We start from the raw sequence: 19,826 nt of genomic DNA, 5'->3' as shown, positions 1-19,826 counted from the left end.
AGGGGGCTGCGAATCCTGCTCAGGCGCTGCCCATGCGCTGAAACAGGCCACCCGGAAGGCGTGCCACCACGCCTGCCAGCTCCAGTTCGAGCAGCTCCACCTGCATGGCGGCGGTGTCCATGCCGGTGCGTGCCATCAAGGCATCCAGCCCCACAGGGTCAAATCCCATCGCCTGGAGCAGTGCGCTTTCGGGTGGAGCGGCGGGGGCGCTGTCAGTGGGGCTCAGGCCGCAGGAGGCGGGTTGCGATGCAGCGCCTGGAACGGGAAGGTGCAGTTCTTCCAGCACATCCTGTGCAGATTCCACCAGCTTGGCGCCTTGCCGTATCAGGGCATGGCATCCGCGCGACTGGGGTGCATGGATGGAGCCAGGAATGGCAAATACTTCACGCCCCTGCTCCACCGCCAGCCGGGCCGTGATCAACGAGCCGGATGCCAATGCGGCCTCCACTACCAGTGTGCCCTGGGACAGTCCCGCAATGATGCGGTTGCGTTTGGGGAAATTGGCCGCCAGGGGCGGTGTGCCGAGGGGGTATTCGCTGATCAGGATGCCGTGGGCGGCAATGCGCCGCGCAAGTCCCAGGTTCTGGCGGGGGTACACCCTGTCAAGTCCCGTGCCCACCACGGCAATCGTGGCGGGAGCGTTGACATGGGCCAACGCGCTGTCCAGGGCTCCTTCGTGTGCGGCGGCGTCCACGCCCAGTGCCAGCCCGGACACGATGGTCAGACCGGCTGCATGCAATGCACGCGCAAACTGGCGCGCGTTGTCCGCGCCCTGGGCGGTGGGGTTGCGGCTGCCCACGATGGCCAGGCAACGCCCGGCGGGAAAAGGATTGGCCGCCCACATCGCTGAAGGGCCGATGCCATACAGCGCCAAGGGAGGGTCTTCCGTGTCGAGCAGTGCCTGCGGGTAACGCCCATCGCCCAGCGTCAGAAAAACCCGAGCGGGTCCGTCGGGCACCGTGTCCTGCAACCACGCCCAGGTGGTTTCCAGTTGCTGTGCCAGACCGTCCGGAACCAATCGCAGGGCACGCGCCTGTGAGGGCGTAACGCACTGCGTCAGCGCACCCTCCGGTTGCTCGAAGATGGCCTCAGGAAGACCAAAGGCCGCCAGAAGGCGGCGGGCGGTGCCGTTGCCTACGCCCGGGGTCAGGGTCAGTCGCAACCAGCCGGCGAGTTCATCGCGGTCCATGGATGGGGTGGGGTCGAGGCGCGCTTGCAGACGAAACGACTGCGCGGCCTCCGGTTCCGTCCTTAGTCGGGATTGACCAGCCGGTCACCCACTCGCACGCCGGTGCTGATTTCCAGAATCAATGCGTAGGAAACACGGTCAAACGTGCGGAACACCATGACGTGGCCATTGCGCTCGCTGGGCAGTTTGATCACGGTCTTTGCCTCGTCCGTGCTGTCCTTGATGCGGTCGCCCATCGTCATGATGTGGAGAACCTGGCCGGCCTCCATGCCATCCTGGGAGCCCCTGTTGATCGCAACGACCTGGTTCTGTGCCGCGTAGGTCACGGAATTGCCGCCATAAATCGAGACCACCCGCGCATCGACTTCCATCTGGGGTGCGCGCGGCGTGTAGCTGACAAAGGCGCGCGCCGGCGCTGGCAGCAGCCGGTCGCCCGCACGAACCTCTTGTTTGGTGGCGGTCAGCTCGACCGTGGCGGGTACGTACTCGACCACTTTGCCACCTTTGCCATCGGCCGTTTCTTCCAGCGACTCGCCCCGCACAAGTTCGGCTTTTCCGACGTATTGCGCTTCGTAGCCCAGGATTTCACCCGTCACCGGATCTTTGAGTGCAATGGCGTCCCGGAAAATCCGGTAGTGGCGGGGCGCACCTGGCTCCATGCGCAGCGGAGTGGCGGCATCGCCACGGGCATAGGCCCGGTCGCCGTCCGCCATCAGAACGCGGTGATCCACCGTGGCCACGATGCGTGGCGCGCGTTCCAGCACCTCGGCATCCACCACCAGCGGCTCCACCAGGAAGGGCTCGATGAGGTGGGGCTTGAGCGTGGGCAGGGCGGTGTCGGAAAGGCTGTCGCTGCGCGTACGCGGAGACACCCGCACCGTGTCAGGCTCGCCACGGGCGCTGGTGCGAAGACGTGCATAGCCGCCATCCTTTTCCAGGTACAGCGTCTGTCCCGGAAAAATCAGATGCGGGTTGGGCAGGGCCTTGAGATTCATGCCCCACAACTCGGGCCAGCGCCAAGGGCGCTTGAGGTACATGCCGGAAATGCCCCAGAGGGTGTCACCACGTTTCACTACATAAGTGTCGGGAGCACCCGGAGCCAGCTCGGAAAGAGGAACCCCACGTTCGGCCACCTGCTGCGCCGTTGCCCGCTGGCCACTGGAAACCGGGAAGTTCTGCGCTTGGGCCGGAGCGACAAGCAAGGCGCCGGCAAATACTGTCAACGCGCCCAAGGCGTTTTGCCGCACGCGGGTGAATGCCGTCATGTTGTTCCTTTTTTGATGCATTGTGAAACGCCCCCTCACTGGCGCCGCGGTCGATTGCGTCATGCAAGCCGCCGGGCAGATACGTTACAAACGATCTGAGATTCTCTGCTCAAGCCCTTGATTGGGCAACGAATATTGCGGTCAGGGGCTGCAGCGGGCGCCAAAAGTGGCGAAAATAGCGACAGCTTTCACCTTCATTCATGGCAATTCTTCCCATTCTCTGTTACCCGGATCCTCGTCTTCACAAGGTTGCACAGCCGGTTCAGGCCGTCGATGCACGCGTCCAGACGCTGGTTGAGGACATGCTCGCCACGATGTACGACGCCCACGGCATCGGCCTGGCGGCCACGCAAATCGACGTGCACGAGCGCATCGTGGTCATCGATGTCTCCGAAGAGCGCAACGAACCGCTGGTGCTGATCAATCCCGAAATCGTCTGGGCCAGCCCGGAAAAGCATGTGGGCGACGAGGGCTGCCTGTCGGTGCCGGGCATCTACGACGGCGTCGAACGCGCTGCTGCAGTGCATGTGCGCGCCCTGGACGCCCAGGGGCAATCGCGCACCCTCGAAGCCGAGGGACTGCTGGCGGTCTGCGTCCAGCACGAGATGGACCACCTCATGGGCAAGGTGTTTGTGGAATACCTCTCCCCCCTCAAGCGCAACCGCATCAAGACCAAGCTGCTCAAGCAGCAGCGGGACGCGCGCGAGTGAGCACCTGGAGGCGACGCCTTGGTATCGGCGCTGTTGCGCTGGTCGCCGGGGTGTTGCTGTCGGCCTGCGCATCGCCCGACCTGGAAAAGCCGGGAGCCCGGCGAGCAGATGTGCTGGCGCGGCTGGGCGCATCGCACAGCACGACTGCCCTGGAGGGCAACCGGGAGCGCCTGCTGTATTCCACCCTGCCCGCAGGCCGCCGGGTATTTCATCTCGACTTTGATGGCGCCGGGCGTCTTGAACGCGTCGAGCAGGTGCTGACCTTGGCCCGCTTTTCGGGCGTTGCACTGAACACATGGACCCAGGCCGATGTCGAGCGCACCTTCGGCCCGCCGATGCTGGTCGAACGGGTTGCCCGTTTTGACGGCGACATCTGGACCTACCGGTTCATGGACGACTACGAACCGCGCATGGCGCACATCCACATCGACCGCGCCGGCACCGTGCGCCAACTGGTTTTCTCCGATGACCAGCCGCCGGGTGACGACAGGGATTTCTGACAGCCGCCACCGGGCCCTTCTTCATGAAAATCATTTTTGCCGGAACCCCTGAATTCGCCCGTGTCGCATTGCAGCGCCTGCTGAGCGCCGGGTTCACCGTGCCCCTCGTTCTCACGCAGCCCGACCGGCCCGCAGGCCGGGGCATGAAGCTGCAGGCCTCGCCCGTCAAGCAATGCGCGCTCGAGCAGGGCATTGCCGTGGCCCAGCCCCGCAGCCTGCGCCTGGACGGCAAATTCCCCGAAGACGCTGCTGCCGCCCGTTCGGCGCTGCTGGCCGCCCAGGCCGATGCCATGGTGGTGGCGGCCTACGGCCTGATCCTGCCGCAGTGGGTGCTGGACCTCCCGGCCAGGGGTTGCCTCAACATTCACGCCAGCCTGCTCCCGCGCTGGCGCGGCGCCGCACCCATCCACCGTGCCATTCAGGCGGGCGACACCGAGACGGGCGTCACCATCATGCAGATGGATGCGGGGCTGGACACGGGCGCCATGCTGCTGACCGAAAAGCTGCCCATTGGTCCCCGCGACACCACCGCCTCGCTGCACGACCGGCTGGCCGACATGGGTGGCCGCCTGATCGTGGAGGCCCTTGAGCTGGCCGCCTGCGGTGGTCTGCAGCCTGTCCCGCAACCGGAGCAGGGCGTGACCTATGCCCACAAGATCGAGAAATCCGAGAGCGCAGTGGACTGGTCGCTGCCAGCGCACGTGATTGGCCGGCAGATCCGGGCTTTCGATCCGTTTCCCGGGGCGAGCACCACGCTGGGCACCGAGACCGTCAAGCTGTGGGGCTACGAAATTAATAGCTATCAGCGCTTGTCAGATAAGCGCTGCGGGCAGATTTTATCGATAGACAGCACCGGCGTGCTCGTGGCCTGCGGTGAAGATGCCCTGCGCCTGACCACCTTGCAGCGGGCCGGAGGCAAGCGGTTGCCGGCCTCCGAGTTTCTGCGTGGCTTTCCGCTGCAGCCCGGCATGGTGCTGGGGGAGGCGCAGGCACCCGGCACCCCCGGCGCGCCGACAGCGCCATGAGCCTGCAGGCGGTCGGCCAGACCGTGCGCCACCCGGCGTTTCGCCTGGCCATCACCGACATGGCGGGCACCTCGCTGGGCATCGCCGCCTGGGGCATGGTGACCGGTGTGGCCATGGTCAAAAGCGGCATGTCGGTATCGCTGGCCATTTTCATGTCGCTGCTGGTGTATGCAGGCAGCGCCCAGCTGGCCGTGATTCCGCTGCTGGCCACCGGAGCGCCGCTGTGGGTGGTGTGGCTCACGGCGTCGTGTGTGAACCTGCGCTTCGTGATTTTCAGCAGCCTGTGGCGCAGCTACTTTGTGCACCTGCCGTTGCGCCAGCGGCTGGCCATTGGCTACTTCAGCGGCGACGTGATCTTTGTCGCCTTCATGAAGCGCTTTCCCGAGCCACGCCCCGCGCCCGAGCAGGTGCCCTACTTCTGGGGCGCCGCCACCACCAACTGGCTGGCCTGGCAGGTGCCTTCGATTGCCGGCATCCTGCTGGCCAACGCCGTGCCGCTGTCGTGGGGGCTCGGGTTTGCGGGTGTGCTGGCGCTGTTGGGGGTGTTGCTGTCGCTGCTGTTCGACCGCGCCACCTGGCTTGCTACGGGCGTGGCCGCTACGGCCGCCATTGCTGCTTTTGCCCTGCCGCTCAAGCTCAACATTCTGGTGGCCATTGCCGCCGCGATCGCGGTGGGCCTGCTGATCGAGGCCGTGGACCGGCGCCGCCACCGCCCCGAGGTGCTGCTGGTGCCGGCCGACAGCATGATCCCGGCCGACGAGTTCGAACAGGTCGAGGCCGGCGATGCGGTGGCGCTGCGCGAAGAGTTGCATCCATGAGCTGGGACTGGCTCGAACCCTTTCTCGCTGTGGTGGGCCTGGCTGTGCTCACCCTCGTGACGCGATCCTTCTTCATGATCCCCGAGCGCGAGATGCCCTTGCCCGACTGGCTCAAGCGCGGGCTCAAATACGCGCCCCTCGCCGCGCTCACGGCCGTCATTGCGCCCGAAATCTTCATGTCACACGGCGAGTTCATCACCACGCTGAAGGACGCGCGCCTGCCCGCCGTGCTGTGCGCCAGCGCCTACTACTTCTGGCGCCGGGGCATTCTGGGCACCATCGTGGTGGGGATGCTGGTGTACCTGCCCCTGCACATCGGCTGGGGCTGGTGAACATCGTGCTCCCCCTGAGCCGCTGCGCGGCTTCCCCCTGAGGGGGACGCCGCCAGTGGCCTGGCAAAGCCAGTTCCACGGCGCCCGCTGGCCTCGGGCACGCCAGTTCGAAAGGCTCGCTCACTAAAATGGTGGCCCTCATTCCATTCCCTCCCAACCGCTGACGCCTTCCTCCATGAACATCCTTCGTTTTTCCGATCTGTGCGCCCAGGGCAAGGCCCGCAACCAGCGCGTCTTCATCCGTGCCGACCTGAACGTCCCGCTGGACACCGCCGGTCACATTACCGAAGACACCCGCATCCGCGCCTCGATTCCGTGCATCCGCATGGCCCTAGACGCGGGCGCCGCCGTGATGGTGACCAGCCACCTGGGCCGCCCCACAGAAGGCGCGTTCAAGCCCGAAGACTCGCTCGCTCCCGTGGCCCAGCGCCTGTCCGAGCTGCTGGGCCGCGACGTGCCGCTGCTCGCCGACTGGGTGGACGGCGTTACCGTGGCCCCGGGGCAGGTGGTGCTGCTGGAAAACTGCCGCGTCAATGTCGGCGAGAAGAAGAACAAGGAAGAACTGGCCCGCAAGCTGGCTGCCCTTTGCGATATTTTTGTGAACGACGCATTTGGCACGGCCCACCGCGCCGAGGGCACCACCTACGGCATCGCGCAATACGCCCCCATTGCGTGCGCCGGCCCGCTGCTGTCGGCCGAAATCGACGCCCTGACCAAGGCCCTGGCCCGCCCCCAGCGTCCACTCGCCGCCATCGTGGCCGGCTCCAAGGTGTCCACCAAGCTCACCATCCTGCAAAGCCTGGCCGACAAGGTAGACCAGCTCATTGTGGGCGGCGGCATTGCCAACACCTTCATGCTGGCCGCCGGCCTGCCCATCGGCAAAAGCCTGGCCGAACCCGATCTGCTGGACGCGGCCAGGTCCGTGATGGCCGCCATGAAGGCGCGCGGCGCCGAGGTGCCGATTCCTACCGACGTGGTCACCGCCAAGGCCTTCGCGGCCGATGCGCCCGCCACCATCAAGGCCGCCACCGATGTGGCCGAGGACGACCTCATTCTGGACATCGGCCCCGACACCGCCGCACGGCTGGCGGCGCAGCTCAAATCGGCTGGCACCATCGTGTGGAACGGGCCCGTGGGCGTTTTCGAGTTTCCCGCCTTTGAAAACGGCACGCGCGTGATTGCCGACGCCATTGCCCAGTCGCCCGCATTCAGCATTGCCGGCGGCGGAGACACCCTGGCGGCCATTGCCAAATATGGCATCGAGCAGCAAGTGGGCTACATCTCTACCGGCGGTGGCGCGTTTCTGGAGGTGCTTGAAGGCAAGACACTGCCCGCGTTCGAGATTCTTGAAAAACGGGCTGCCGCGCAATCCTGAGTGCACGGGTTTTCGACGCCGCGGTGGCTGGCACGCCCGCCCGCGTGCCCGTTGGGGGCCAGCGCGCCGACAGCGCAAGCGCGGCATTGACTCACTCTGCTGCCCGATACTTGGGCACACACGGTAGGCGGCGCTGCCTGCACCGGCATTCCGGCGCAGGCGTAGTGCACCCCATGGTTGAAGGAATGGCGCGTGAAATCTGCAAGTGATACCTGGTTCGACGAGGCCTACTACCAGCGTTACTACTTCGACAAGAAAACCAGCGTGATTGACCCCGAACACGCCGAGCGGCTGGGCGCGTTTGTGTGCAGCTACCTGCAGTACCTGCGCGTGCCGGTGAAGCGGGTGCTGGATGTGGGCTGCGGCATCGGCCTGTGGCGTGCGGCGGTGGCGCGGCATTTTCCCGATGCCAGCTACCACGGCGTGGAGTTCAGCGACTACCTGTGCGGGCGTTTCGGCTGGGAGCGCGGTTCGGTGGTGGACTACCAGGCCCATGACCCGGCCGAGCCTTTTGACCTGGTGATCTGCCAGGGCGTGCTGCCCTACCTGAACCCGTCCGACCTGAAACTGGCCCTGCGCAACCTGGGCCGGTTGAGCCGGGGCGCGCTGTATGTCGAAGCCGTCACGCGCGAGGACTATGAGCGCGACATCCTCGACGAAGACCTGACCGACCCGCGCCTGTTTCGCCACCGGGCCGAGCTGTACCGGCGCGGCCTGCAAGAGGGCTTTACCGAGCTGGGCGGCGGCGTGTGGCTGAGCCGCCAGTCCGAGGTGCCGCTGTTCGAGCTCGAATGCGCAGGTGGCCGATGACCGTGGCTATGGCGCCCGTGATTCCCCATGCCGTCTCGCGCCAGCGCACCGAGCGCCTGGCGCGCAGTTCCAAGCCCTTTCTGGCGCGCGGTGGCCCGCGCGGCGAGCGCTGCGCAGGCTGCCGCCTGCTGCCCAGCCACTGCCTGTGCGCCCTGCGCCCGGCCGTGCCCACGCGCGCGGGGGTGTGTTTGCTGATGGGCGACGTCGAGGCGCTCAAGCCCAGCAACACCGGCTGGCTGATCGCCGACGTGGTGGCCGACACCTTTGCCTTTGGCTGGGCGCGCACCGCCGTGCACCCGGATTTGCTAGCCCTGCTGGCCGACCCGCAGTGGCAGCCGGTGGTGGTGTTTCCGGGTGACGACGTGGCACCTGAGCGGGTGCTGACCGGTCTTGCCTGCAACGCAGGCCCCGCTGCCCCGCACAGCGCCAGCGGCAAGCGCCCGCTGTTTGTGCTGCTCGATGGCACTTGGCCCGAGGCGCGCCGCATGTTTCGCAAAAGCCCTTATCTGGACCGCCTGCCCGTGCTCACCCTGCAGCCGGGGCAACGCTCGCGCTACCGCCTGCGCCATGCGCTGCACGATGACCACCTGTGCACCTCCGAGGTGGCCGCCCTGTGCCTGGAACTGGCGGGCGAGACCCGCGCGGCGCAAACCCTGGAGGCTTACCTTGACGTGTTCACGCACCACTATCTGCAGGCCAAAAACCAGCTGCCGGTGGACGAGAACGACGCGCTGCACCAACGCCTGCGCGATCTGGGCGCGCAGGCCTGAGATCGTGAACACGTTCTGAGCCACGTCCCACCCGGCACCAGCACCCGGTGCCGCGCCAGGGGATTGCGCCCCGGGCGCAAAATGCCCCCATGAAAGCACCCCCCCGCCTGCAGTCCCTCATTGAGGAAGGCCTGATCGACACCGTGGTCCGCCAGCTCATGAGTGGCAAGGAAGCCATGGTTTTTGTGGTGCGCTGTGGCGATGAAACCCGCTGCGCCAAAATCTACAAAGAGGCCAACAACCGCAGCTTCCGCCAGGCCGTTGATTACACCGAAAACCGCAAGGTCAAAAACTCGCGCTCGGCCCGCGCCATGGCCAAGGGCAGCAAGTTTGGCCGCCAAGAACAAGAAGCCGCCTGGCAAAGCGCCGAGGTCGATGCGCTATACCGCCTGGCCGCAGTCGGCGTGCGCGTGCCGCAGCCCTATAACTTTCACGACGGCGTGCTGCTGATGGAGCTGGTGACCGATGCCCACGGTGACGCCGCCCCGCGCCTGAACGATGTGAGCTTTACGCCCGAAGACGCCCGCACACACCATGCCACCCTGGTGGCCGAGGTGGTGCGCATGCTGTGCGCGGGCGTGGTGCACGGAGATCTGTCGGAGTTCAACATCCTGCTGGCGCACTTGCCGGGCGTGGATGGCGCAGAAGATGCGGATGGCCCCGTCATCATCGACTTGCCCCAGGCGGTGGACGCCGCAGGCAACAACCACGCCCAGCGCATGTTGCTGCGCGACGTGGCCAATCTGCGCGATTTTTTCGGCCAGTTCGCGCCCGAGCTGCGCAGCACGCAATACGGCCCCGAAATCTGGAGCCTGTACCAAAGCGGCCTGCTGAGCAACGAAACCCCTTTGACCGGCCGCTACGCGCCAGACCATGTCGACGTGGACATGCAGGCCGTGCTGCGCGAGATTGACGATGCCCGCGACGAAGACGCGGCGCGCAGGCTGCGCATGGCCACCACGGTCTGAGGGCGCGGGGGCCTGCCAGCAGGCCTTTGTGCACAGGGCATCGCACCCGTGCTTTACAGTAGCCGCCCCGCAGCATGCAAACCAACACACCAGCCCACGATGGCTGCACCCTCTATGACCAAAGACCTGGCCCGACAGAACGAACTCAAACCCATGGCGCTGTGCGAGCCCTGCCAGGGCATCCAGCGCAACTGGCGCAAGGCGCCCGGCCACGCCGAGCTGGTGCAGCGCGGCAACCGCAAGGAAGACCGTGAACAGGGCCCCGTCACCATCACCCGCTATGTGTGCGACCGCTGCGGCACGGCGTGGGAGTATGAGAACGACAAGGACAACCAGAAAGCAGGCTGGTCCGTGGTGGGCCGGTAGTTGCACGGCAACGCGTTGCTATCAAAATTGATAGCTATCAGCGCTTGATGGATAAGCGCTAGAGGCCATTTTTGCCTTAACCTTTGGCCGCACAAGCCGATGGACCGTGTCCATCGCCTCGGCAAAGCGCTACGCCTGCGGCTTTGCGAGCAAGCCGGGCGCATGGTGGGTGAATGGATCAGCCCATCAAATCGCCCATGAATCAACAGCTTGCACCGTTGCGTGAATGGATACGCCGCCACGGCCCGCAGATGCGGCACCTTTTCACCTGGCCCGTGTCCCACCTCCGTTCAAGGAGATATTCCCCATGCTGCATCGCAGACGATTTCTGACCACCGCCTCCAGCGGCTTGGCCCTGGGCGCAGTGGCGCTGCTGCTGGGGCGTGGCGCGCTGGCGCAGCCCAGCTACACCGTGCCGTTGGCGCAGTTGCAGGAGATGGTGGCGCCCAGGTTTCCGCGCAGCGTGCCCGTGCAGGGCTTGTTTGACCTGACCCTGCAGGTGCCGCTGCTGCGCCTGCTGCCCGAGGTGAATCGCCTGGGCGCAACCATGGCGGTGGATGCCGCAGGCCCGGCCCTGCGGCGCAGCCATGCAGGCTTGTTCGATGTGGAATTTGCGCTGCGCTACGAGGCCAGCGACCGCACCCTGCGCGCCCACCAGATCCGGCTGGGGCGGCTGGATTTTCCGACCTTCAAGCCCGCTGTTGCGCAGCTCCTCAATGTCTACGCCCCCGTGCTGGCCGAGCAATCGCTGCGCGAAGTCACCCTGCACCAGCTGCGCCCGCAGGACACGGCCATGTTCGACGGCCTGGGCCTGCAGCCGGGGCCGATCACGGTGACGGCCAAGGGGCTGACGGTGGCTTTTGTGGGCACGCCGCCTTGAGGTGGATTTTTAATCAAAAACAATAGCTGTATGCGCTTGCTGAATAAGCGCTTGAGGCTGTTTTAGCTTAAATTTTGCCGCCAGCGCTGTGTGTGAGATGGCGGGCGTTGTCACAGGGCCATGCGCCACTGTCCTGCGCCTTGCACTGCACTGTTCCACGCAGCGACCTTTTTCGCGGCGTCTGAGGCCTTATCTTTCACAGACGCGCTGCCCGATCGCGGATGGCGCAAATCCAAGGAGCCCCCCATGCCGTCCACCCCCGTGTCTTTGTCTGCCGCCCAGCCCATCGTGCAAGCCCAGGCGCTGGGCCCGCTGTGGCCCACGATAGACCCGTTTTTGTTCTGCGCCCACCACGACGATGCCTACCCCGCAGGCAACACGGCGTTCGGACCGGCCGTGCCCATCGATGATCGCCAGATCGGCAGCGACTTCAGCCGCAAAGACGGCTGGAGCATGTACCACGGCGACACCGTGCCGGGCTTTCCGGGCCACCCGCACCGCGGCTTTGAAACCGTGACGCTGGTGCGCAAGGGGCTTATCGACCATTCGGATTCGCTGGGCGCGGCCGCGCGCTTTGGTGGCGGTGATGTGCAGTGGGTCACCGCCGGCAAGGGCATCGTGCACTCCGAGATGTTCCCGCTGCTCAACGCCACCGAGCCCAATCCGCTCGAACTCTTTCAGATCTGGTTGAACCTGCCTGCCAAGAGCAAGATGGTGGAGCCCCACTTCACCATGCTCTGGAACGAGCGCATTCCGCGCCTGGTGCGGCATGACGCGGCAGGCCGCACCACCACGGTGACCGTGGTGGCCGGTGCCCTGCCCGGCGCGCCCGCCCCGCTGGCGCCGCCCCCCGAATCCTGGGCCTCGCAGCCTGAGGGCGCTGTGGCCATCTGGACCTTGCACATGGAGCCTGGCGCACAGTGGACGCTGCCGGCCGCACAAGGCCAGGGCACACGCCGCATGCTGTATTTCTTTGGGGGTGACAGCCTGCGTGTGGGCCCGCAGGACGTGGGACAGCACGCCGCGCTGGAGCTGGTGGCAGGGCAGGACTGGCCATTGACCAACACCGGCGCAGCGCCCGTGGAATGCCTGCTGCTGCAAGGCCAGCCCATTGGCGAATCCGTGGCGCAGTACGGCCCGTTTGTGATGAACACGCAGGCCGAAATCATACAGGCCATGAACGACTACCGCCGCACCCAGTTTGGCGGCTGGCCCTGGGCCGAGCAGGACCCGGTGCATGGCACCGAGGCGCGGCGGTTTGCGCGCTACCCGGGGCAGACGGACGAAGAACGCCCTGCTCAGTCCGTGGCTGCCGGGTAGGTCCACCTGCTTTCGGCCCCACAGTCAGCGTGTTTTGGGGCCCGGGCGGCGCCTCGTGGACAATCCACGCTTTCCATGCACGCGCGGGTGCCGGGGTTGATCCTGCTGCACCGCCGCGCCGCTTCCCCGACCGAAACCGCAAACACCACCATGGCCACCATCACCAAAGACACCGCTGTCACCATCACCTACAAAGTCACCACGCCCCAGGGCAAGCCGCTGGACGGCGGCAGCCTGTCGTACCTGCATGGTGGCTATGAAAACATCTTTCCAAAGGTGGAGGCCGCCCTTGAAGGGCAGGCGGTGGGCTTCAGCACCGCGCTGGACCTGGCCGTGGAAGACGCCTTTGGCGCCCGCGATGAAAGCCTGGTGCGTACGATCCCCAAAGCCGAGTTCCCGCCCGGCGTGAAGGTCGGTGGCCAGCTGCAGGGTGTGGGCGCAGACGGCCAGCCGGCCGTGTTCAACGTGGTCAAGATCAAGGGCCCCGAAGTGCACCTGGACGGCAACCACCCGCTGGCAGGCCAGGCGCTGAAATTCAGCTGCAAGGTGACCGAAGTGCGCGCCGCCAGCGCCGAAGAGATTGCGCACCGCCATGTGCATGGGGCCCACGGCCACCAGCACTGAAGCGCTGCGAGCCCCCCTGGGCCCGTCGGTGCACTAGCTGCAGGCCGCTGTAGCAGCGCCGGAGGCCCAAGCCGGTGCCCACGCCCCCGTGCTGCCCCGCCGCCTGCACCTGCACCTGCACCTGCACTTGCACTTGCACTTGCCCATTGGCGCGCCGGTCGTCACCCACCCGCCCGTCGCCCGCTTTTCCCCACCCCAGACCACCACCGTCTCGCCACCAGGAGCTTTTCATGCACCGCACCATATTGGAAGAGAACGCCATCCACCCCGCCATTCGGGCGCAAGTGGCAGCGCTCCACCGCGAGTTGATCGACGAGGTGCAGACCACCGTCCGCGCCCATGCGGTGGTGGTGATCGGCATGTCGGGCAACCCGTTTGTGGGCAAGGCGCGCAAGGCGCTGGATGCCGCCGGGGTGCCGCATGAATACCGGGAGTTTGGCAGCTACCTCTCGCAATGGCGCCGTCGCAACGCCCTCAAGATGTGGACCGGCTGGCCCACGTTTCCCATGGTGTTCGTGCGCGGCGTGCTGGTGGGCGGGTGTGACGATGTGCGGGCGCTCATCGCCTCGGGCGAGCTGGCCAAGTTGCTGGCCGCTTGAGTCCGCTGGTGTGCCCCGGCTGCCGGGTAACGGCGAACGGCGGGGCGTTTTGCCGGGCGGGCTGGTGCAGCCTAGCCTCTGCCTGGCTGATCTGTCCGAAGGTCGGGAGCGCAGCATTTCGCCCGATGAACCGTCCGCATTGACGCGTAACCCCGTCGACACGCGAAGGCACGAGGTGAAGTGGTGCCTGGGGTTTTTGTGGGGGCTGCGCACCGAATAGCCTGCGGGCTGCTCCAATCGCTCCCATGCAACTTCACGACGACATGACCCTGCGGGTGACCGCACTGCCTGCCGATGCCCAGTGGGCGCCCTCGCCCCTGGCGGGTGTCGAGCGCCGCATGCTCGACCGATCGGGTGGCGAGGTGGCGCGGGCCACCAGCATCGTGCGCTATGCACCCGGTGCGCGCTTTGACCGCCATGTTCACGGCGGCGGCGAGGAAATTCTGGTGCTGGAAGGGGTGTTCTCCGACGAGTCGGGTGACCACCCGGCGGGGACCTACCTGCGCAACCCGCCGGGCAGCGCCCATGCCCCGTTTTCGCGCGAGGGCTGTGTGTTGTTCGTGAAGCTGTGGCAGTTCACCGCGGGTGACACGGCACCGCTGCGCCTGGACACCCGCGCGGGAGAGTGGCGGCAGGGCCTGGTGCCCGGCCTGACCGTACTGCCGCTGCATTCGCATGACGGCATTGACACCGCGCTGGTGCGCTGGGCGCCCCACACCCGGTTTCAACCCCACACCCATCCGGGCGGCGAAGAGATTTTGGTGCTGCAAGGGGTTTTTTCTGACGAATGGGGCCACTACCCGCAGGGCAGCTGGCTGCGCAGCCCGCGCTGGAGCCAGCACGCGCCGTTCACCGAGGCCGAGGGCGCGCTGATTCTGGTGAAGGTGGGGCACCTGGGCGTGACGTTTCTGGCACCCTGAGGTGCGGTAGTGCATTGCCGCCGTGGTGGTGGCAACCTCTTCGCCAGTCCCCCCTCTCGTTGTTGTTGTAGAAGTCTCCGTGGCCGTCGCAACTGTGGTGGCTGGTTTGCTGCGCAGGCCTGGCGGCCGGTGCCCCTGCAATCCGCCGCTGGGGCACGGTGGTCTTGGCAGCCACCATCTGGGCGCTGCGCTGGTGCGCGGTTTGGGTCAATGCGCTGATCCGGGCCGCCTCGGGCAGATTGCGCCAGTAGCGCGTGGGCATCTCTTCTTTTCACCATGTTCGGCTTGGGCCGCGCGGGGGTGAAGAGGTGGCGGTAGTCGGTGTGTCACAGCGCGGGCCATGTGGTGCGCCTGCAGGCGGGCGGCGTGCAGCGGGTCGTGGCGCAATCAGCGGCAGTGCGCGCGCCGCGTCGGGCTTGGGCGCTTGAGGTTCAGGGCGGCCTCGGTGCTTGGCTGCGGCTTGCACGCAATGGCAGGGATGAAGTGCAATTCACTCCCACGAGGTGTGACATCGGCGGGCGCAGTCTGCGCCGCATCGGCGCGCCTTTCAGACCGGTCCGTCGGCCCGCTATGGCGCCGCCGCCTTGTCTCTGCGCAACGCACTGCGCAGCAGCCTCGTCGCCCGATCCCGTAGCCCCGCAGGCTGGTCCCGCCGCGCCAGCGGGTTCGCCTTGGCTTGTGCACACGCCGCCAGAAAGTCGTTGAGGATGGCAGTGTCGTCCAGCGTGTCCGAACCGGCCCGGTGGAACTCGGGGTGCCACTGCGTGGCCGCGATGTAGCCGCGCCCCGGCGCGGGTTTGAGGCGAATCGCTTCGGGCACGCCGTCGGGCTCGCTCAGCGCCTCCACCACAAAGTCGGGCGCCACGCGCTTGATGCCCTGGTGGTGGATGCTGTTCACGCGCGCGCGCGGTGTGTTGGGGTAAAGCTTTGCCAGATGCGAGTCGGCCACGATGTGGATATCGTGGAAGTGCTGGTCGTACGTGGTGGCATTGCGGTGCTGCAGTGCACCGGGGTGCTGGGTCTGCAGGTCCTGGTAGAGCGCGCCGCCAAACGCCACGTTGATGAGTTGCAGGCCCCGGCAGACACCGAAAATGGGTTTGCCCACTTCGGCAAACGCTTTCACCACGGCCAGGTCGTAGAGGTCGCGCACACGGTCGCCCAGCCACTCCTCGCGCAGAGGCTCCTCGCCGTAACTGCCGGGCCACACGTCGGCGCCACCGTGCATGACCACACCGTCCAGCCACTCGGCATAGTGCGCCAGCGTCACATCACCGCGCGCTGTCTCGCCCGTGGGGCAGGGCACCATGACCACCATGGCCCCGGCGGACATGATCCAGTGCGCAATGGACTGCTCGACGTACTGCAGGGTTTTGCCCGTGAACAGCGGGCGCGCGGGGTCGGCGTGCTGAAAGCAGGCGGAAAGACCAATCTTGAGGCGGCGGGAGGCGGGCATGAAGAAGCTCCGAGGGGAAACACTGGGGCAGCGTGCAGCAAGTCCCGGCGTGGGAATCGTGCAATTATCTTTGTAGCACTCCGCCCCCACCACGTCTGTAGGAAAGTGCCGCACATGCCCAGCGCAGTGCCAGCCCGGACGCTCGGTGTGGTGTTTGCCACGAAATCGCCTAGACGCGACGGCCGTTTCTCTGGCTTCGACATGCGGCGGTCAGCGCGTTGCTGCGCCATGGCGTCTTGATCCCTGTTGGCTGGTGTGCCATTGACTGTCATCAAGCTCCAGAATCCGGTTGCGTGCATGATGCACACATACCGATGGCCGTGATTGCGTTGCCATGTCGTTGCAATTTCACAAGGAGAGCTCAATGCAAGTACAAGTACACACCGATGACCATATCCATGGCGGAGAGTCCCTGGCGCAATGGATTCAAGACGAGTCTGGCACCCGGCTTGCGCGTTTTCGCGAAAACATCACGCGCCTGGAGGTGTTTCTGACCGATGTGGATGCAGGCAAGTCCGGGGCGGAAGACAAGCGCTGCCGCATCGAGGCCCGCGTGGCCGGCCGTCAGCCGGTGGCCGTGACGGCCGAGGCCGACAAGATGGCCACTGCGTTCATCAGTGCGGTGGACAAGCTCACACGCGCACTGGATGCAGACCTGGGCCGGGTGAAAGATCGCCACGGGCGCGACACCATCCGTGACGCACAGGAATAAACCACAGGCCCCTGCACACTGAGCCCGGTCTGCCGGGGTCAGGCAGAAAAAAACGCGCCCTGGGGCGCGTTTTTTTGTGGGGGATTGCCGTGCTTACTTGGCCGTCACCACGCGCACCATTTCCAGGCACTTGTTCGAATAGCCCCACTCGTTGTCGTACCAGCTCACGACTTTCAGGAAGGTGCCATCGAGGGCAATACCGGCATCGGCGTCAAAGATCGATGTGCGGGTGTCGCCACGGAAGTCGGTGGCCACCACCTTGTCTTCGGTGTAGCCCAGCACGCCCTTCAAGGCGCCTTCGGACTGGGCCTTCATCTCGGCCTTGATTTCTTCGTAGGTGGCAGCCTTTTCCAGCTCCACCGTCAGGTCGACCACCGACACGTCGGAGGTGGGCACGCGGAACGACATGCCGGTCAGCTTCTTGTTGAGGGCTGGAATCACCACGCCCACGGCCTTGGCTGCGCCAGTGCTCGAAGGGATGATGTTCTCCAGAATGCCGCGGCCACCGCGCCAGTCCTTGTTGCTGGGGCTGTCCACCGTCTTTTGCGTGGCGGTGGCTGCGTGCACGGTGGTCATCAGGCCGCGCTTGATGCCCCACTTGTCATTGAGCACCTTGGCCACGGGGGCCAGACAGTTGGTGGTGCACGAGGCGTTGGACACGATGGCCTGGCCTGCGTAGGTGTCGTGGTTTACGCCAAACACGAACATGGGGGTGTCGTCTTTGGAGGGGGCCGACAGGATGACCTTCTTGGCGCCGGCATCAATGTGCTTCTGGGCCGAAACCTTGTCCAGGAACAGGCCGGTGGATTCGATCACCACGTCGGCGCCGACTTCGTTCCACTTCAGGTTGGCCGGGTCGCGCTCTTGGGTCAGGCGGATCTTCTTGCCGTTGACGATCAGGGTGTTGCCCTCGACCGACACGGTGCCCTGGAAGCGGCCGTGCACCGAGTCGTACTGCAGCATGTACGCAAGGTACTCAGGTTCCAGCAGGTCGTTGATGCCAACGACTTCGATGTCGCTGAAGTTCTGAACAGCCGAGCGCAACACGTTGCGGCCGATGCGGCCGAAGCCGTTGATACCAATCTTGATCGTCATAGCCTGAGTTTCTCCAAAGTTGATAGCGGAACCAATATGTCTTACTTGCGCTTGAGCGCCGCGAGCACCGTGGCCGCAACGTTCTCTTCGGTGAAGCCGAAGTGTTTGAACAGCACGGGTGCGGGCGCCGACTCGCCGTAGGTGTCGATGCCCACCACGGCGGCGCAGCCGTATTTCCACCAGCCGTCGGTCACGCCCATTTCCACGGCAACGCGCGGGAGGCCCGTGGGCAGCACGGCTTTTTTGTACTTGGTGTCTTCGCGGTCGAACGTGGTGGTGCTGGGCATGGACACCACGCGCACGGCCACCTTCTTGTCGGCCAGCAGGCGCTGGGCCTTCAGGGCCAGCTGCACTTCGGAGCCGGTGGCAATGATCACGGCCACGGGCTTTTTCTTGAGGCCCACGTCCGAAGGGTCGGACAGCACATAGGCGCCGCGCGAGATGTCGCCCAGGTCGCGCTTGGGTGCATAGGGCAGGTTCTGGCGGCTCAGCAGCAAGGCGGTGGGTTTGTCCCGGTTGGACAGGGCCACGCTCCAGGCCACGGCGGTTTCGGCCGTGTCGGCGGGGCGCCACACATCGAGGTTGGGGATGAGGCGCAGGCTGGCGGCGTGCTCCACCGACTGGTGCGTGGGGCCGTCTTCACCGAGGCCGATGGAGTCGTGCGTGAAGACATGGATCACGCGCTGCTTCATCAGCGCGGCCATGCGGATGGCGTTGCGGCTGTAGTCGCTGAAGGTCAGGAAGGTGCCGCCGTAGGGGATGAAACCACCATGCAGCGCAATGCCGTTCATGATGGCGGCCATGCCGAACTCGCGCACGCCGTAGTTGATGTGGCGGCCACCGACCTTCTGGCCACCTTCCAGCTCGGTCTGCACCACATGGCCCTGTGTGTCAAAGCGCAGGTTGGGTGTGCTTTTGGTGTTGGTGAGGTTGGAGCCGGTCAGGTCGGCGCTGCCACCCAGCAGCTCGGGCAATGCGGCGGTGAAGGCTTCCAGCGCCAGCTGGCTGGCCTTGCGGCTGGCCACGGTCTCGCCCTTGGTGTGGGCGGCGACCACGGTGTCCACGGCCACCTGGGCAAAGTTGGCTGGCAGGTTGCCTTCCATGCGGCGCTTGAACTCGGCGGCCAGCTCGGGGAAGGCCTTGCTGTAGGCGTCAAAGCGCTCGTTCCAGACAGCCTCAAAACCTTCGCCATTGGCCTTGGCATCCCAGTCGGCGTACACGTCTTCAGGAATCACGAAAGGCTCGCTCGTCCAGCCCAAGGCTTCGCGGGTGAGTGCAATTTCTTCCGCGCCCAGCGGCTCGCCGTGGGCCTTGGCCGTGTTGGCGCGGTTGGGGCTGCCCTGGCCGATGTGCGTCTTGCACACGATGAGGGTGGGGCGCTCGGACTGCTGCTTGGCCTCTTCGATGGCTGCGTCCACCTTGTCGGCGTCGTGGCCGTCGATGGGGCCGATCACGTTCCAGCCGCTGGCCTCGAAGCGCAAGGGGGTGTTGTCGGCAAACCAGGGAGCGACCTGGCCATCGATGCTGATGCCGTTGTCGTCATACAGCGCGATCAGCTTGTTGAGCTTCCAAGCGCCAGCCAGCGACACGGCTTCGTGGCTGATGCCTTCCATCAGGCAGCCATCGCCCAGGAAGGTGTAGGTGTGGTGGTCCACCACGGTGTGGCCTTCACGGTTGAACTCGGCCGCCAGCAGTTTTTCTGCCAGCGCAAAGCCCACTGCGTTGGTGATGCCCTGGCCCAGTGGGCCGGTGGTGGTTTCGACGCCGGGCGTGTGGCCGACTTCAGGGTGGCCCGCCGTGCGGGAGCCGAGCTGGCGGAAGTTCTTGAGCTCCTGCATGGGCAGGTCGTAGCCCGTGAGGTGCAGCAGCGCATACAGCAGCATCGAACCGTGGCCATTGCTCAGCACAAAACGGTCGCGGTCAAACCACTGGGGGTTGGCCGGGTTGTGCTTGAGGTGGCGGCCCCACAGCGCCACGGCCATGTCGGCCATGCCCATGGGGGCGCCGGGGTGACCGGAATTGGCTTGTTGAACTGCGTCCATGGCCAACGCGCGGATTGCGTTGGCCATCTGGTGGGATTGCTGGGTGTTGGCCA

At 65.8% G+C, this 19,826-nt stretch carries 21 protein-coding genes; 16 read left to right on the top strand and 5 right to left on the bottom strand.

The window, feature by feature from the left end; genetic code table 11:
* Positions 1–19: 19 nt before the first annotated feature.
* A complete protein-coding gene (gene dprA / locus DTW89_RS05635; protein ID WP_114655214.1) occupies positions 20–1,189 on the bottom strand; it encodes a DNA-processing protein DprA in 1,170 nt (389 codons plus the stop codon).
* 62 nt (positions 1,190–1,251) lie between these two features.
* Complete coding sequence (locus DTW89_RS05630) at positions 1,252–2,454, bottom strand: LysM peptidoglycan-binding domain-containing protein (protein WP_114655213.1); 1,203 nt, start codon at positions 2,452–2,454, stop codon at positions 1,252–1,254.
* A 200-nt stretch (positions 2,455–2,654) separates the two neighbouring features.
* Here DTW89_RS05630 and def point away from each other — a divergent pair, with 200 nt between their 5' ends.
* From def to DTW89_RS05555, 15 genes are all read left to right on the top strand, one after another.
* Complete coding sequence (gene def, locus DTW89_RS05625) at positions 2,655–3,164, top strand: peptide deformylase (RefSeq protein WP_111867650.1); 510 nt, start codon at positions 2,655–2,657, stop codon at positions 3,162–3,164.
* A complete protein-coding gene (locus DTW89_RS05620) occupies positions 3,161–3,664 on the top strand; it encodes a hypothetical protein (protein ID WP_236637043.1) in 504 nt (167 codons plus the stop codon). Before def ends, DTW89_RS05620 begins: the two co-directional genes overlap by 4 nt.
* Positions 3,665–3,687: 23 nt before the next feature.
* Positions 3,688–4,689 carry a methionyl-tRNA formyltransferase gene (fmt, locus tag DTW89_RS05615; protein WP_114655212.1) on the top strand — a complete coding sequence of 334 codons (1,002 nt, stop codon included), beginning with the start codon at positions 3,688–3,690 and terminating at the stop codon, positions 4,687–4,689.
* Positions 4,686–5,507, top strand: a complete 822-nt coding sequence (locus DTW89_RS05610; protein WP_024813343.1) for an AzlC family ABC transporter permease — start codon at positions 4,686–4,688, stop codon at positions 5,505–5,507. Before fmt ends, DTW89_RS05610 begins: the two co-directional genes overlap by 4 nt.
* Positions 5,504–5,839 (top strand): AzlD domain-containing protein, encoded by a 336-nt coding sequence (locus DTW89_RS05605; RefSeq protein ID WP_114655211.1) that lies wholly within the window; start codon positions 5,504–5,506, stop codon positions 5,837–5,839. Before DTW89_RS05610 ends, DTW89_RS05605 begins: the two co-directional genes overlap by 4 nt.
* Before the next feature lie 175 nt (positions 5,840–6,014).
* Positions 6,015–7,214: a phosphoglycerate kinase gene (locus tag DTW89_RS05600; RefSeq protein ID WP_114655210.1), complete on the top strand. Its 1,200-nt coding sequence runs from the start codon at positions 6,015–6,017 to the stop codon at positions 7,212–7,214.
* A 192-nt stretch (positions 7,215–7,406) separates the two neighbouring features.
* Positions 7,407–8,024, top strand: coding sequence for a class I SAM-dependent methyltransferase (locus tag DTW89_RS05595; RefSeq protein ID WP_024813340.1), 618 nt, complete (start codon positions 7,407–7,409; stop codon positions 8,022–8,024).
* A complete protein-coding gene (locus DTW89_RS05590; RefSeq protein WP_114655209.1) occupies positions 8,021–8,794 on the top strand; it encodes a tRNA-uridine aminocarboxypropyltransferase in 774 nt (257 codons plus the stop codon). Before DTW89_RS05595 ends, DTW89_RS05590 begins: the two co-directional genes overlap by 4 nt.
* An 89-nt stretch (positions 8,795–8,883) precedes the next feature.
* On the top strand, positions 8,884–9,762 hold the full coding sequence (locus tag DTW89_RS05585; RefSeq protein WP_114655208.1) for a PA4780 family RIO1-like protein kinase: 879 nt from the start codon (positions 8,884–8,886) through the stop codon (positions 9,760–9,762).
* Positions 9,763–9,876: 114 nt separating this feature from the next.
* Positions 9,877–10,128, top strand: a complete 252-nt coding sequence (locus DTW89_RS05580) for a hypothetical protein (protein ID WP_111867660.1) — start codon at positions 9,877–9,879, stop codon at positions 10,126–10,128.
* Positions 10,129–10,435: 307 nt separating this feature from the next.
* Positions 10,436–11,008, top strand: coding sequence for a DUF1439 domain-containing protein (locus DTW89_RS05575; RefSeq protein WP_114655207.1), 573 nt, complete (start codon positions 10,436–10,438; stop codon positions 11,006–11,008).
* 246 nt (positions 11,009–11,254) lie between these two features.
* Entirely contained in the window at positions 11,255–12,328 is a 1,074-nt protein-coding gene (locus DTW89_RS05570; RefSeq protein ID WP_114655206.1) for a pirin family protein, read from the top strand.
* A gap of 150 nt (positions 12,329–12,478) precedes the next feature.
* A complete protein-coding gene (locus tag DTW89_RS05565) occupies positions 12,479–12,952 on the top strand; it encodes an FKBP-type peptidyl-prolyl cis-trans isomerase (protein ID WP_024813334.1) in 474 nt (157 codons plus the stop codon).
* Between the two features lie 230 nt (positions 12,953–13,182).
* Positions 13,183–13,551, top strand: coding sequence for a glutaredoxin domain-containing protein (locus DTW89_RS05560; protein WP_114655205.1), 369 nt, complete (start codon positions 13,183–13,185; stop codon positions 13,549–13,551).
* Positions 13,552–13,796: 245 nt separating this feature from the next.
* The gene (locus DTW89_RS05555) at positions 13,797–14,471 is read left to right on the top strand and encodes a cupin domain-containing protein (protein ID WP_114655204.1); all 675 of its coding nucleotides are present in this window, start codon (positions 13,797–13,799) and stop codon (positions 14,469–14,471) included.
* A gap of 568 nt (positions 14,472–15,039) precedes the next feature.
* Here DTW89_RS05555 and DTW89_RS05550 read toward each other — a convergent pair.
* A complete protein-coding gene (locus DTW89_RS05550) occupies positions 15,040–15,924 on the bottom strand; it encodes a gamma-glutamyl-gamma-aminobutyrate hydrolase family protein (RefSeq protein WP_114655203.1) in 885 nt (294 codons plus the stop codon).
* 364 nt (positions 15,925–16,288) lie between these two features.
* Between DTW89_RS05550 and DTW89_RS05545 the strand changes: the two genes are divergently transcribed.
* Positions 16,289–16,636 (top strand): HPF/RaiA family ribosome-associated protein, encoded by a 348-nt coding sequence (locus DTW89_RS05545; protein WP_024813330.1) that lies wholly within the window; start codon positions 16,289–16,291, stop codon positions 16,634–16,636.
* Positions 16,637–16,729: 93 nt separating this feature from the next.
* On the opposite strand, the gene gap is transcribed toward DTW89_RS05545, so the two are convergent.
* Together gap and tkt are read right to left on the bottom strand one after the other, a co-directional pair.
* Positions 16,730–17,731 (bottom strand): type I glyceraldehyde-3-phosphate dehydrogenase, encoded by a 1,002-nt coding sequence (gap, locus tag DTW89_RS05540; RefSeq protein WP_024813329.1) that lies wholly within the window; start codon positions 17,729–17,731, stop codon positions 16,730–16,732.
* Between the two features lie 41 nt (positions 17,732–17,772).
* Positions 17,773–19,826: transketolase (gene tkt / locus DTW89_RS05535; RefSeq protein WP_236637042.1), on the bottom strand; the 2,054-nt coding region annotated here is incomplete at its 5' end.

Source organism: Acidovorax sp. BoFeN1 (assembly GCF_003345135.1).
GTDB lineage: Bacteria > Pseudomonadota > Gammaproteobacteria > Burkholderiales > Burkholderiaceae_C > Acidovorax > Acidovorax defluvii.
The sequence above is the reverse complement of the archived record's forward strand: the minus strand, read 5'-3'. Positions and strand labels throughout refer to the sequence as shown.

Excerpts from the sequence above, each read along its gene's own strand:
- dprA (WP_114655214.1), bottom strand. The coding sequence starts at position 1,189 with ATGGACCGCGATGAACTCGCCGGCTGGTTGCGACTGACCCTGACCCCG.
- DTW89_RS05630 (WP_114655213.1), bottom strand. The coding sequence starts at position 2,454 with ATGACGGCATTCACCCGCGTGCGGCAAAACGCCTTGGGCGCGTTGACA.
- def (WP_111867650.1), top strand. The coding sequence starts at position 2,655 with ATGGCAATTCTTCCCATTCTCTGTTACCCGGATCCTCGTCTTCACAAG.
- fmt (WP_114655212.1), top strand. The coding sequence starts at position 3,688 with ATGAAAATCATTTTTGCCGGAACCCCTGAATTCGCCCGTGTCGCATTG.
- DTW89_RS05610 (WP_024813343.1), top strand. The coding sequence starts at position 4,686 with ATGAGCCTGCAGGCGGTCGGCCAGACCGTGCGCCACCCGGCGTTTCGC.
- DTW89_RS05605 (WP_114655211.1), top strand. The coding sequence starts at position 5,504 with ATGAGCTGGGACTGGCTCGAACCCTTTCTCGCTGTGGTGGGCCTGGCT.
- DTW89_RS05600 (WP_114655210.1), top strand. The coding sequence starts at position 6,015 with ATGAACATCCTTCGTTTTTCCGATCTGTGCGCCCAGGGCAAGGCCCGC.
- DTW89_RS05590 (WP_114655209.1), top strand. The coding sequence starts at position 8,021 with ATGACCGTGGCTATGGCGCCCGTGATTCCCCATGCCGTCTCGCGCCAG.
- DTW89_RS05585 (WP_114655208.1), top strand. The coding sequence starts at position 8,884 with ATGAAAGCACCCCCCCGCCTGCAGTCCCTCATTGAGGAAGGCCTGATC.
- DTW89_RS05580 (WP_111867660.1), top strand. The coding sequence starts at position 9,877 with ATGACCAAAGACCTGGCCCGACAGAACGAACTCAAACCCATGGCGCTG.
- DTW89_RS05575 (WP_114655207.1), top strand. The coding sequence starts at position 10,436 with ATGCTGCATCGCAGACGATTTCTGACCACCGCCTCCAGCGGCTTGGCC.
- DTW89_RS05570 (WP_114655206.1), top strand. The coding sequence starts at position 11,255 with ATGCCGTCCACCCCCGTGTCTTTGTCTGCCGCCCAGCCCATCGTGCAA.
- DTW89_RS05565 (WP_024813334.1), top strand. The coding sequence starts at position 12,479 with ATGGCCACCATCACCAAAGACACCGCTGTCACCATCACCTACAAAGTC.
- DTW89_RS05560 (WP_114655205.1), top strand. The coding sequence starts at position 13,183 with ATGCACCGCACCATATTGGAAGAGAACGCCATCCACCCCGCCATTCGG.
- DTW89_RS05555 (WP_114655204.1), top strand. The coding sequence starts at position 13,797 with ATGCAACTTCACGACGACATGACCCTGCGGGTGACCGCACTGCCTGCC.
- DTW89_RS05550 (WP_114655203.1), bottom strand. The coding sequence starts at position 15,924 with ATGCCCGCCTCCCGCCGCCTCAAGATTGGTCTTTCCGCCTGCTTTCAG.
- DTW89_RS05545 (WP_024813330.1), top strand. The coding sequence starts at position 16,289 with ATGCAAGTACAAGTACACACCGATGACCATATCCATGGCGGAGAGTCC.
- gap (WP_024813329.1), bottom strand. The coding sequence starts at position 17,731 with ATGACGATCAAGATTGGTATCAACGGCTTCGGCCGCATCGGCCGCAAC.